General features: G+C 66.0%; 11 protein-coding genes. 8 read left to right on the top strand and 3 right to left on the bottom strand.

Annotation, left to right across the window (positions count from 1 at the left end; translation table 11 throughout):
• From A9513_RS32390 to A9513_RS32375, 4 genes are all read left to right on the top strand, one after another.
• A partial coding sequence (locus A9513_RS32390; protein WP_141678564.1) for an ABC transporter substrate-binding protein occupies positions 1–344 on the top strand: 344 nt, incomplete at its 5' end.
• 72 nt (positions 345–416) lie between these two features.
• Positions 417–1073, top strand: a complete 657-nt coding sequence (locus A9513_RS32385) for an amino acid ABC transporter permease (RefSeq protein WP_038803618.1) — start codon at positions 417–419, stop codon at positions 1071–1073.
• Positions 1070–1813: an amino acid ABC transporter ATP-binding protein gene (locus A9513_RS32380; protein WP_024767240.1), complete on the top strand. Its 744-nt coding sequence runs from the start codon at positions 1070–1072 to the stop codon at positions 1811–1813. The genes A9513_RS32385 and A9513_RS32380 overlap by 4 nt, the downstream gene beginning before the upstream one ends.
• A complete protein-coding gene (locus tag A9513_RS32375; protein WP_065086475.1) occupies positions 1810–3096 on the top strand; it encodes an FAD-binding oxidoreductase in 1287 nt (428 codons plus the stop codon). The genes A9513_RS32380 and A9513_RS32375 overlap by 4 nt, the downstream gene beginning before the upstream one ends.
• A 23-nt stretch (positions 3097–3119) precedes the next feature.
• Here A9513_RS32375 and A9513_RS32370 read toward each other — a convergent pair whose 3' ends face one another.
• Entirely contained in the window at positions 3120–3893 is a 774-nt protein-coding gene (locus tag A9513_RS32370; RefSeq protein WP_065086474.1) for a nuclear transport factor 2 family protein, read from the bottom strand.
• A gap of 221 nt (positions 3894–4114) precedes the next feature.
• Between A9513_RS32370 and A9513_RS32365 the strand changes: the two genes are divergently transcribed.
• The 4 genes from A9513_RS32365 to A9513_RS32350 all read left to right on the top strand — a co-directional run bounded on the left by A9513_RS32365 (position 4115) and on the right by A9513_RS32350 (position 9210).
• Positions 4115–5209, top strand: coding sequence for a polyamine ABC transporter substrate-binding protein (locus tag A9513_RS32365; protein ID WP_065086473.1), 1095 nt, complete (start codon positions 4115–4117; stop codon positions 5207–5209).
• Between the two features lie 205 nt (positions 5210–5414).
• A complete protein-coding gene (locus A9513_RS32360; protein WP_065086472.1) occupies positions 5415–6773 on the top strand; it encodes a glutamine synthetase family protein in 1359 nt (452 codons plus the stop codon).
• 41 nt (positions 6774–6814) lie between these two features.
• Positions 6815–7900: a polyamine ABC transporter substrate-binding protein gene (locus tag A9513_RS32355; RefSeq protein ID WP_024767285.1), complete on the top strand. Its 1086-nt coding sequence runs from the start codon at positions 6815–6817 to the stop codon at positions 7898–7900.
• Positions 7901–7914: 14 nt separating this feature from the next.
• Positions 7915–9210, top strand: coding sequence for an FAD-binding oxidoreductase (locus A9513_RS32350; protein WP_065086471.1), 1296 nt, complete (start codon positions 7915–7917; stop codon positions 9208–9210).
• A gap of 124 nt (positions 9211–9334) precedes the next feature.
• On the opposite strand, the gene A9513_RS32345 is transcribed toward A9513_RS32350, so the two are convergent.
• Both A9513_RS32345 and A9513_RS32340 read right to left on the bottom strand, forming a co-directional pair.
• Entirely contained in the window at positions 9335–10216 is an 882-nt protein-coding gene (locus A9513_RS32345) for a helix-turn-helix domain-containing protein (protein WP_024767287.1), read from the bottom strand.
• Positions 10217–10436: 220 nt separating this feature from the next.
• Positions 10437–12021: YadA family autotransporter adhesin (locus A9513_RS32340; RefSeq protein WP_065086470.1), on the bottom strand; the 1585-nt coding region annotated here is incomplete at its 5' end.

Genomic DNA, 12021 nt, shown 5'->3' with positions numbered 1-12021 from the left:
TCAACGGCTACCAGCACGGCATCGAGCCCGGCGACCGGTACGGCAGCCAGAACTTCAAGGAAGTGCGCGGCTACGACTCCCTCGCCGACCTCACCCGCGACCTGGCCCTGGGGCGCATCAAGGCCGGCTTCGGCGACCACCCGATCCTCGCCTACCAGATGGCCAAGGGCAGCCTGAAGAAGGTGCGCCTGGTGGACAGCTACCAGCCGCAGATCAAGGGCGAGGTCTGCCTGATCCTGCGCCAGGGCGATCCGGCTCTGCTCGCCCAGGTGAACAAGGGCATCGCCAGCATCAAGGCCGACGGCACCCTCGCCGGCATCATCGACAAGTGGCACCTGGACTGACGGTCGCCCTTCTCGCGCGCCTCCTGCGCCCGGCCACGGGCGCTCTCTGATTTACGCTCACGGACACTTCCCATGTTTCTCCAGAATGCTCTGGACTTCCTGCCCATTCTCCTGAGTGGCGCGGTGGTCACCGTGCAGGTCACGATTGCGTCGTTCCTGCTCAGCTCGCTCATCGGCCTGGCCTTCGCCCTGATGATGGTGTCGAAGATTCGCGCCGTGGCGCTATTCGGCATCTCCGTGGTCAACGTGATCCGCGGCCTGCCGATCATCGTGCAGCTGTTCTACATCTACTTCGTGCTGCCGGACTTCGGCGTGCAGCTCAGCGCCATGCAGGCCGGCATCATCGGCCTGGGCATCGCCTATTCGGCGTACCAGGCGGAGAACTTCCGCGCCGGCATCCAGGCTATCCAGCAGGGGCAGATCGAAGCCGCCGAATCCCTCGGCATGCGCGGCCCGATGATCATGCGCCGGGTGGTGCTGCCGCAGGCCTTCCGCATCGCCCTGCCGCCCTACGGCAACACCCTGGTGATGATGCTCAAGGACTCCTCGCTGGTGTCCACCATCACCGTGGCCGAGATGACCCGCGCCGGCCAGCTGATCGCCTCCTCGACCTTCGAGAACATGACCGTCTACACCCTGGTGGCCCTGCTCTACCTGGCCCTGAGCCTGCCGCTGTCGTACGCCCTGCGCCGCCTCGAAGCGCGCATCGCCACGAGGAAGAAAGCATGATCCGCATCCAGTCGCTGCACAAAAGCTACGGCAGCACCCGTGTCCTCGAAGGCATCGACCTGTCCGTGGAGAGCGGCCAGGTGGTGTGCCTGATCGGCCCGTCCGGCTCGGGCAAGTCCACCCTGCTGCGCTGCATCAACGGCCTGGAGACCTACGAGGGTGGCGACATTCTCGTGGGCCAGGAGCGTGTCGACCGCCACGCCAACTCCATCCACGAGATCCGCACCCAGGTGGCGATGGTCTTCCAGCGCTTCAACCTGTTCCCCCACCGCACCGCGCTGCAGAACGTGATGGAAGGCCCGGTGTACGTGAAGAAGGAACGCCCGGGCGAGGCCCGCGAGCACGCCCGCGCGCTGCTGGAAAAAGTCGGCCTGAGCCATCGCATGGATGCCTACCCGGACGAACTCTCCGGCGGCCAGCAGCAGCGCGTCGCCATCGCCCGCGCCCTGGCCATGCGGCCCAAGGCAATCCTCTTCGATGAACCGACCTCGGCGCTGGACCCGGAGCTGGTCGGTGAGGTGCTGGCGGTGATGCGCAAGCTCGCCGACGAAGGCATGACCATGGTCGTGGTCACCCACGAGATGGGCTTCGCCCGAGAAGTGGCGGACAAGGTGTGCTTCCTCTATGGCGGGCGCATCGTCGAGGAAGGCGCGGCCAAGGACGTGCTCGGCGCGCCGAGCCAGCCGCGCACCCAGGAATTCCTCCGCCGCCTGCTCAACACCGACGGAGGCCAGGCATGAACGCCCAGCCCCTGGCACTGCCGCCCTCGCTCTGGGCGGCCACCGCGAACGCCGGCCCGGCAACACCGGCGCTGGCTGAAGACAAGCAGGTCGACGTCGCCATCGTCGGCGCCGGCTACACCGGCCTGGTCACGGCGCTGCACCTGGCCCGCAATGGCGTGCGCGTCTGCGTGCTGGACGCCGGCGAGCCCGGCTGGGGCGCTTCCGGGCGCAACGGCGGGCAAGTGATTCCCGGCCTCAAGCCTGACCCCGACGACCTGCGCCGGATGTTCGGCGGCGACAAGGCCGAGCGCCTGATCGAAGTTGCCGGGGGCGCTGCCGATGAAGTCTTCGCGCTGATCCGCCGCTACGACATCGACTGCGAAGCCACCCGCAAGGGCTGGATTCAACCGGCCGCCTCCCCGGCCGCCCTGCGCGCCATCGAAAAACGCGCCGAGCAGTGGCGCCAGCGCGGCGTGCCGGTGGAGATGCTCGACAAGAGCAGCGTCGCCCAACGCATCGGCAGCAACGACTACCTCGGCGCCTGGGTCGACCCGCGCGCCGGCAGCGTGCAGCCGCTGAGCTACGTGCGTGGCCTGGCTCGCGCCGCGCTGGCCGAAGGTGCCGCGATTCACGGCCACAACCGCGTGACCGGGCTGCGCAGCCACGGCAGCGGCTGGCAGCTCAGCACGTCCACCGGGCACAGCGTGACTGCCGAGCGCGTTGTCCTCGCCACCAACGGTTATACCGACGACCTGTGGCCGAAGCTGCGGCAGACGGTGATCGCCGCCAACAGCTTCATCGTCGCCACCAAACCCCTGCCGGAGAACCTGCGGCGCAGCGTGCTGCCGGGTGGCGAGGTCTGCTCGGATGCGCGTCGCCTGCTGCTGTACTTCAAGCAGGACGCCCGCGGCCGGCTCTTGCTGGGTGGCCGCGGCCCGTTCGCCGAGCCGCGCTCGCCCGGTGACTGGCTGCATCTGAAGCGTTCGCTGCTGGGACTGTTCCCGCAGCTGGCCGAGGTCGAGTTCGAGTACCAGTGGAGTGGCCGCGTGGCGCTGACGCCGGACTTCATGCCGCGGCTGCACGAACCGGCGCCGAACCTGAGCATCCTGCTAGGCTACAACGGCCGCGGCATTGCCATGGCTTCCGCCCTGGGCCGCCACCTGGCAGAGCGCCTGCTGGAGCGCGAGAAGGACTTCCCCTTCCCGGTCACGCCGGTGCGGCCGATCCCCTTCCACGGGCTGCAGCGCCTCTATCTCGGCGTCGGTATCGCCTGGTACCGGCTGCTCGACGCGGTCCTCTGACCGAGCCCGGCCTGACGCCTGCGTCAGGCCGGGCCTCCCTCCTGCATGGCCGCCAGGTACGCACGCGGCGGCTGCCCGGTGTGCTCGCGGAAGCAGCGGTAGAACACCGACAACGAATTGAAGCCCACCGCGAACGCCAGTTCGTCGATGCGCGCCGCCGGCTCCTTGCGCAGGCGCTCCAGCAGGTGGCCGATGCGCGCCTGGTTCAGGTAGCGGTAAAAGCTCTGCCCGAGCACCTGGTTGAGCAGATAGGAAATCTGGTTGCGCGTGTAGCCGGTGGCCCGTGCCAGGCGCTCCAGGTCCATCTCCGGATCGAGATAGGGATGGGCGCTGCCGAAGTAGGACTCGATATCCAGCAGCATCTTCCCCACCTGCGCGGAGTTCAGACCGAGGCGGCGCTGGTCCTTGACGCCCTCCTCGCGCTGCTCGCGCACGGGCGTGGCGTACTCATGGACACGCCAGATCAGCCCATCGCGCACGGTGATCGCCTCGCTGGCGCGGAACGAGGCCAGCCGGCTGCTGCGCCGCAGGGTCAGGCGCGAGCGGTACTGGATGAACGCGGTGTCGCCATCGGCACGGATCTGGTCGATATGCTCGATGTGATGCTGCGGGCTGCGCGGCATGGCCGTGCGGATGTAGCCGGGCAGTTCGCTGGCGGGGATTTCCAGGTCGTTGTAGAAGTCGCAGTACTGCACCTGCGGATGGAACATCGCCAGCACGCCTTCGACATCGCGATTCATCCAGCACTGGTGGTAGCGCGTGACCACTTCGCGGGTGCGCTCGGTTTCTTCATACATGGTTTTCCCTCCGCCCAGGCCCGCAGCGTAGGGCGCGAGTATCGCGCTGCACAGTGCCGCGGGTCCGCAGCAGCATCGCCGATTCCGCCCGTGCACGGAAGAACGACGCCAAACCGCGCCACGCCTAGTTTTCGGCCAGGGCCGAAAACAACAGAACAAGGCCCGATTCCCACCTGCCGATCGCATGGGCGCTGCGCAAGCCGGCGCCCTCAGGAGTGAAGATGAACAAGCGTGCTTTGGGTTGTCTGGCCGGCCTGCTGGCCGGTGTCGCGTTGCCGGTAATGGCGGCGCCGCAGGAAGTGCATTTCGCCAACTGGGCCGACTACATCGGGCCGACCGTGCTGCAGGACTTCCAGAACGAAACCGGGATCAGGGTGGTGCTCGACGCCTTCGAGTCCGACGAAGTGCTGGAAGCCAAGCTGCTCACCGGGCATTCGGGCTTCGACGTGGTGGTGCCCTCGGCGGACTTCCTCGCCCGCCAGCTCAAGGCTGGCGTCTACCGCCCGCTGGACGACGCGCTGCTGCCCAACCGCAAGAACCTCGACCCCGACCTGCTGGCCCGCGTCGCCCTGTCCGACCCCGGCAACCGCTTCGCCGTGCCTTACCTCTGGGGCACCGTCGGCGTGGGCTACAACCCGGCCAAGGTCAAGGCCGCGCTGGGCGCCGACGCGCCGCTGGACTCCTGGGACCTGGTGTTCAAGCCGGAGAACCTCGCCAAACTCAAGGGCTGCGGCGTGGCCTTCCTCGACTCGCCGGCGAAGATCCTGCCGCTGGCCCTGCACTACCTGGGCAAGGACCCGAACAGCAACAACCCGGCGGACTACGAGGCGGGCACCAGGCTGCTGGAAAGCCTCAAGCCCTCGGTGACCTACTTCAGCTCGACCAAGTACATCGCCGATCTCGCCAACGGCAACGTCTGCGTGGCCATCGGCTTCTCCGGCGACGTGCTGCAGGCGCAGAAGAGCGCCCAGGAAGCTGGCGGTTCGGTGCGGGTGGAATACAGCGTGCCGAAGGAAGGCACCAACATCTGGTTCGACAACCTGGCCATCCCCAAGGATGCACGCAACCCCGAGGGCGCCCACGCATTCATCAACTACCTGATGCGCCCGGACGTGATCGCCAGGACCAGCGACTACCTGCACTACGCCAACGCCAACGTGCCGGCCAAGGCGCTGATGGACCAGAAGGTCCGCGAGAACCCGGCGGTCTACCCGAATGCCGAACTGGTCAAGGGCATGTATGTCAGCCTGCCGCCGAGCCCATCGATCCTGCGCCTGATCACCCGCGACTGGAGCCGGATCAAGTCCGGGGTCTGATTCCCGAACCGCTCCTTTTACACCAGCAGCCCCGGTCGCCACGGCGTCCGGGGCTTTCTGCATTGGAAGCAGGCGCTTTTTTGCAGCGATTCCCAAGCCTTGCGGAAAGTGGATAGAACACACTCCCGCCTCCAGCCGACACTAGTCTCGCCTGGCAGCAAGATGCTGTGCGTGCATCCATTACAAAATCAAAACCGAGGCTTGTATGACCACCCCCGCCGAGCAACTGGAGCAACGGCTGAAGCAACAGAAAATCACCGAAGTCGAATGCGTGGTGAGCGATCTCACCGGCATCGCCCGCGGCAAGATTTCTCCCACCAACAAGTTCCTCGGCGAGGGGGGCATGCGTCTCCCCGAAAGTGTTCTGCTGCAGACGGTCACCGGCGATTTCGTCGATGACGACGTCTATTACGACCTGCTCGACGAAGCGGACATCGACATGGTCTGCAAGCCCGACCCGGACGCCATCTTCCTGGTGCCCTGGGCGCTGGAGCCGACCGCGATGGTCATCCACGACACCTTCGACAAGGTCGGCAACCCCATCGAACTGTCCCCGCGCAACGTCCTCAAGCGCGTACTCAAGCTCTACGCCGACAAGGGCTGGAGCCCGGTGGTGGCGCCGGAGATGGAGTTCTACCTGACCAAGCGCAGCAGCGACCCGGACTTCCCGCTGGAAGCCCCCGTGGGCCGTTCGGGCCGCCCGGAAAGCGGCCGCCAGAGCTTCTCCATCGATGCCGCCAACGAATTCGACCCGCTGTTCGAGGACGTCTACGACTGGTGCGAACTGCAGGGCCTGGACCTCGATACGCTGATCCACGAGGACGGCCCGGCGCAGATGGAAATCAACTTCCGTCACGGCGACGCGCTGAGCCTGGCCGACCAGATCATCGTGTTCAAACGCACCATGCGCGAGGCCGCACTCAAGCATGACGTCAGCGCCACCTTCATGGCCAAGCCGATCACCGACGAGCCCGGCAGCGCCATGCACATTCACCAGAGCGTGCTGGACATCGCCACCGGCAAGAACATCTTCGCCGCTGAAGACGGCTCCATGAGCCAGCTGTTCCTGCACTACATCGGCGGCCTGCAGAAGTACATCCCGAAAGTGCTGCCGATGTTCGCGCCGAACGTGAACTCCTTCCGCCGCTTCCTGCCGGACACCTCCGCGCCGGTGAACGTCGAATGGGGCGAAGAGAACCGCACCGTGGGCCTGCGGGTCCCCGCCGCCCCGCCGATCGCCATGCGCGTGGAAAACCGCCTGCCGGGCGCCGATGCCAACCCCTACCTGGCGCTGGCCGCCAGCCTGCTCTGCGGCTACCTGGGCATGATCGAGCAGATCAACCCCAGCGCCGCCGTCCAGGGCCGCGCCTACGAGCGCCGCAACCTGCGCCTGCCGATCACCATCGAGGACGCACTGCAGCAGATGGAAGACTGCGCCGTGCTCAAGGAATTCCTCGGCGAGAAGTTCGTGCAGGGCTACGTGGCGGTGAAGCGCACCGAGCACGAGAACTTCAAGCGGGTGATCAGCTCCTGGGAGCGTGAGTTCCTCCTGCTGAGCGTCTGACCCTTCTCAACCGACTTCACAACAACAATTCGGGAGTCCCCATGAGACTGCTGCGCACCCTTGCGCCCTTCGCCCTGGCAGCCATTGCCTCGGCCGCACACGCTGAACCGACGGTCAGCATCTACAACTGGACCGACTACATCGCTCCGGACACCCTCGCCGGCTTCCAGAAGACCACCGGGATCAAGCCGGTGTACGACGTCTTCGACTCCAACGAGACCCTGGAAGGCAAGCTGCTGGCGGGCCGCTCGGGCTACGACGTGGTGGTGCCGTCCAACCACTTCCTGACCCGCCAGGTGCAGGCCGGCGTGTTCCTCGAACTCGACCGCAGCCAGCTGCCGAACTGGAAGCACCTGGACCCGACGCTGCTCAAGCTGCTGGAACAGAACGACCCGGGCAACAAGCATTCGGTACCCTACCTGTGGGGCACCAACGGCATCGGCTACAACGTCGCCAAGGTCAAGCAGGTACTGGGCGTCGACAAGATCGATTCATGGTCTGTGCTGTTCGAGCCGGAGAACATCAAGAAGCTCAGCACGTGCGGCGTGGCCTTCATGGACTCGCCCGACGAGATGATCCCCTCGGTGCTCAACTACCTGGGCCTGGACCCCAACAGCACCAACCCGGCGGACTACCCGAAGGCCGAGGCCAAGCTGGTGGCGGTGCGTCCGTACGTCACTTACTTCCACTCCTCGAAGTACATCTCGGACCTGGCCAACGGCAACATCTGCGTGGCCTTCGGCTACTCCGGCGACGTGTTCCAGGCCGCCGCACGGGCCAAGGAAGCGAAGAACGGCATCGAGATCGCCTACAGCATTCCCAAGGAAGGCGCGAACCTGTGGTTCGACCTGATGGCGATTCCCTCGGATGCGACCCATCCGGAACAGGCCCTGGCGTTCATCAACTACATCCTCGATCCGAAGGTGATCGCCGGCATCAGCGAGTACGTCGGCTACCCCAGCGCCAACGCTGACGCCAAGACCCTGCTGCCCGAGGAAATGCAGAACAACCCCGAGGTCTACCCGAGCCAGGCCGTGCTCGACAAGCTGTACATCGCCAAGGCGCCGCCGCCCAAGATCATGCGCCTGATGACCCGCAGCTGGAGCAAGATCAAGTTCAACCAATGATGCGAGAAAGTCCCATGAAGCACACCGAGGAGCACGCCGCGTCCTATTACGCCGCGACCGCCCGCGACCGTCAGCAGTACCCTTCCCTCACCGGGGATGTGCGGGCAGACGTCTGCGTGATCGGCGGCGGCTTCACCGGCGTGAACGCAGCCCTGGAGCTGGCCCGGCGTGGCCACTCCGTGGTGCTGCTGGAAGCCCGGCGCATCGGCTGGGGCGCCAGTGGGCGCAATGGCGGGCAACTGATCCGTGGCATCGGCCATGACGTCAGAGGCTTCGCCAAGTACGTCGGCGAGGAAGGCGTGCGGTATCTGGAGCAGGCAGGTGTCGATTCGGTGGCCCTGGTCGCCGAACGCATCCGCGAGCTTGCCATCGAGTGCGACCTGCGCTGGGGCTTCTGCGAGCTGGCCAATACCCCGGCGCAATATGCCGCCATGGTCCGCGAGCAGGAATCGCTGAGCGCTTCGGATTACCCGCACGAGACCCGGCTGGTACCGCCGGAACGCATGCGCGAAGTGGTCGCCAGCGACTGCTACGCGGGCGGGCACATCGACATGGGCTCGGGCCACCTGCACCCGCTCGATCTGGTGAAGGGCGAGGCCCGGGCGGCCAAGTCCTTCGGCGCGCAGATATTCGAGCAGAGCCCGGTGCTGCGCATCGAGCACGGTGCAACCGCCGTCGTTCACTGCGCCCAGGGCCGCGTGCTGGCGAACACGCTGGTACTCGGCTGCAATGCGCACCTGGAGGAGCTGGAACCAAAGCTGACGGGCAAGGTGCTGCCTGCCGGCAGCTACGTGGTGGCCACCGAGCCGCTGTCCGAGGAACTGGCGGCTCAGTTGATCCCGCAGAACATGGCGCTGTGCGACCAGAAGGTGGGGCTGGACTACTACCGCCTGACGGCCGATCGCCGCTTGCTGTTCGGTGGCGCCTGCCACTACTCCGGGCGCGACCCGGCGGACATCGGCGCCTACATGCGGCCGAAGGTGCTCAAGGTGTTCCCCCAGCTGCAACAGGTGAAGCTCGACTACCAGTGGGGCGGCATGATCGGCATCACCGCCAATCGTTTCCCGCAGGTCGGGCGGCTCAAGGCCCATCCCAATGTGTACTTCGCCCAGGGCTATTCCGGCCACGGACTGAACGTCACGCACTGGTCGGCCAAACTGCTCGCCGAAGCCATCCACCAGGGCGAGAGCAAGGGGTTGGACCTGTTCAGCGCCGTCCCCCACCTGACCTTCCCCGGCGGCAAGCTGCTGCGTTCGCCCCTGCTGGCGTTGGGCATGGCGTGGTATCGGGTGCGCGAGCTGATCGGCTGATCAATCGCGCTGCTGTAAACGAAAAGCCCCCGATTCGGGGGCTTTTTCTGTGATCTTTGCACGTCTCGGCCGTGGGACCACCGTCCGCGATGGCTCAGCTACCGCTGCGTTGCAGGCAATGGGATCAGGCCCGGCCGCCCAGTTTGGCCGTCGTCTTCGGATACTCGCCGAACAGCGCGAAATAGGACTGGGAAAACCGCCCCAGGTGCCAGAACGACCATTTCATCGCCACCTCGGCCACGGTCATGCCGGATTCGGCGGCAGCCAGCAGGTCGCGGCGCGCGGCGTTCAGGCGGCGGTTGCGCAGCCAGACGATGGGCGGGATACCGGCGTAATGCAGGAACGACTGCTGCAGCGTGCGTGGCGAGACGCCCGCCTTGGCGGCGAGGTCGGCCATGCCGAACTGCTCGTCGGGGCAGTCGTTCACCACTTCCTTGACCCGCTGCACCACGCGCTTGGCCTGGACGATGGAGCGCGCGCGACGCTCGCCATCCAGGGGCGCCTCGCACAGCAGCGAGAAACAGTTGGACACGATGCTCTGCGCCACGCCCGGTGCATCCATCGGGTCATCGCCCGTCGTCGCGCCGGTCAGGAGGTTGCTCAGCGAGGTTGCCACCGACTGGCAGTGGCCCGAGCGCAGCGGCGTCAGCACCAGGTCGGCGAAGGCATCCGCCGGCTGGCCCCAATGCGCGGACTCCTTGATCACCACCGCCACCTCGCGGTAGTTCTCCGGGGTGACCCAGGCGTTGCGGGTTTCCCCGTCGAGCAGGTAGAGCGCGTTGTCGGACATGTCGAAGCTGAACACCAGCGCACCGGGCGGGGCATGGAATTCCTGCTCCACGCGCAGGTTCATCTGCTCCTCGTAGAGTTCGATCCCCTCGACCTCGGCATGCAGGATGCGCCCGGCGAAGCGCCCGGCGGACATCTGCGTGTACTGCTGTTCCCAACCAGGAATGGCTATTCGCTGCTGATCTACTTCTTGTGCTTCGACAACCCGGATCGCCATACCCAGCCCTGCTGGTTTTTTCAGATGGGGAAGGCTACCAACCGGCGTATACCGCGTGCAAGAAGGGTTCAGCTGTCAATGGTCGGGGCAGCGTATTGCCGCAGAGCCGGAGCCCTGTGAAAACAGACAAGAAAACGAGGCGCCTGAGCGCCCCGTCATTCTTTCGAGCTTCCTGCAAGGATCCCTCCCGCCGAGTTTCCAGCGGGAAGGATCCGCCGATTTACCAGTTGTAACCCACCCCCGCACCGAGGGAGAAGTTGCTCTGGGTATCGACGCTACCGCCGACCTTGGTCGTCCACTTGCCGTCGTTGGAGACGTGCGATACGCCCACCGACACGGCCGACTGGCCATTGAAGTTGCCAATACCGGCGGCGGTGGTGCTACCGCCGTTGCTCATCGGTTGCGGCAGGCTGGCGATGGCGATGGCACCGGCGATGCCGGCACTCAGGCGGTCGTCCTGCTCCTTCAGATCATTGCGCAGGCTGTTGAACTGCGAGTTGGTCTGCCCCGCAAGGCTGCCCAGCGCATCCTCCACCTGGCCGACGTTGACGGCGTCGGTACGCTCCACGCCTGCCGCCACGTGGGTGATCTGGCGCTCGTTACCGGCGCTACCGACGGCGACACTGTTGTCGCGCTCGGCTACCGAGTTGGCGCCGACGGCCACCGAGTTCCTGCCTTTGGCCTTGGCGTTGGAGCCCACCGCCGTGCTGCTGGCACCCGAGGCCTCCGCCCCCGGGGCGACAGCGACAGCGTTGGTACCGGTGGCGGTCGGCTTCTGCAGCTTCGCGGTATTGTTCACCGCGCCCATACTGCTGACGCTGTCTTCGACCTGAGTAACCCGGTTGTCGACCTTGGCGATACTCTCATCGACATTGGCGACGCTCCCGGCGATCCCTTCGACCCGGCTATCGGTGTAGGACTTCGATGCAGCCACTGCCCCATCCAGCTGACGCAGGTTGACGGCGTCGCCGGCTTCCTGGGCATCAGCCACGTTACTGATGGTGCGGGTCTCGCCAGTTGCAGCATTACCGACGGATACCGTGCCCACGACCTTGTCGTTGCTCGCTCCCGAATACTGCCCGACGTAGGCCTCGGCCGGCGCACCGCGACCGCCGTCGCTCGCCCCCTGCCCCAGCGCCACGCTGCCCTTGGCCGAAGCTTCGGCGGCCTCACCCAGCGCGACCGAACCGTCGCCGCTGGCCTTGGCATTGCCGCCGACGGCGATCGCATTGGCGCCGCTGGCCACCGAATCGGCCAGACTCGACGAGGTGTGGAAGTACTTGATGCCACCGCCGCTGACGATGTTGTTGACGCTGCTTTCCAGGCCGGTGACGCGACCGTCGATCACGGCGACCTTGTTGTTGGTATCGAACAGCTGCGCACCGTTGACCGCATCGGTGCTGTCTTCGGACAACTGGCCGGCCTTGACGTTGGTCAACTGGACGCTCTTGCCGGTACTCCCGAGAGTCACCTTGTCGTGCGCTGCCGAGTCGTAGACCAGGGCATCGGACAGCGTGCCGCTCATGCTGGCGAGGGTGGTGTTGATGCCACTGATATCCGTGGTGTTCTGGGTGACACGGCCATCCAGGCCGCTGATCGCCACCGTGTTGCCGGCGATATCAGCGGTGTTCTGGGTGGTACGGGTATTCAGGTCACCGATCGAGGCCGTGTTGCCGGCGATATCCGTAGCGTTCTGCTCGACCCGCTGATTGGTGTTGAACAGCTGGCCACCATTCACGGCCTCCTGGCTGTCGGCGGCCACGGTGCCGTCGGCCACGTTGATCAGCTTGCGCGCACCGGCGGTG

Origin of the sequence: Pseudomonas sp. AU12215 (assembly GCF_001675465.2) — a bacterium.
Classification (GTDB): Bacteria; Pseudomonadota; Gammaproteobacteria; order Pseudomonadales; family Pseudomonadaceae; genus Pseudomonas; species Pseudomonas nitroreducens.
Note: the sequence above shows the minus strand (reverse complement) of the source record. Positions and strands in the feature narration are given on the sequence as shown.

Coding starts and splice junctions, on each gene's coding strand:
- A9513_RS32385 (WP_038803618.1), top strand. CDS start 417: ATGTTTCTCCAGAATGCTCTGGACTTCCTGCCCATTCTCCTGAGTGGC.
- A9513_RS32380 (WP_024767240.1), top strand. CDS start 1,070: ATGATCCGCATCCAGTCGCTGCACAAAAGCTACGGCAGCACCCGTGTC.
- A9513_RS32375 (WP_065086475.1), top strand. CDS start 1,810: ATGAACGCCCAGCCCCTGGCACTGCCGCCCTCGCTCTGGGCGGCCACC.
- A9513_RS32370 (WP_065086474.1), bottom strand. CDS start 3,893: ATGTATGAAGAAACCGAGCGCACCCGCGAAGTGGTCACGCGCTACCAC.
- A9513_RS32365 (WP_065086473.1), top strand. CDS start 4,115: ATGAACAAGCGTGCTTTGGGTTGTCTGGCCGGCCTGCTGGCCGGTGTC.
- A9513_RS32360 (WP_065086472.1), top strand. CDS start 5,415: ATGACCACCCCCGCCGAGCAACTGGAGCAACGGCTGAAGCAACAGAAA.
- A9513_RS32355 (WP_024767285.1), top strand. CDS start 6,815: ATGAGACTGCTGCGCACCCTTGCGCCCTTCGCCCTGGCAGCCATTGCC.
- A9513_RS32350 (WP_065086471.1), top strand. CDS start 7,915: ATGAAGCACACCGAGGAGCACGCCGCGTCCTATTACGCCGCGACCGCC.
- A9513_RS32345 (WP_024767287.1), bottom strand. CDS start 10,216: ATGGCGATCCGGGTTGTCGAAGCACAAGAAGTAGATCAGCAGCGAATA.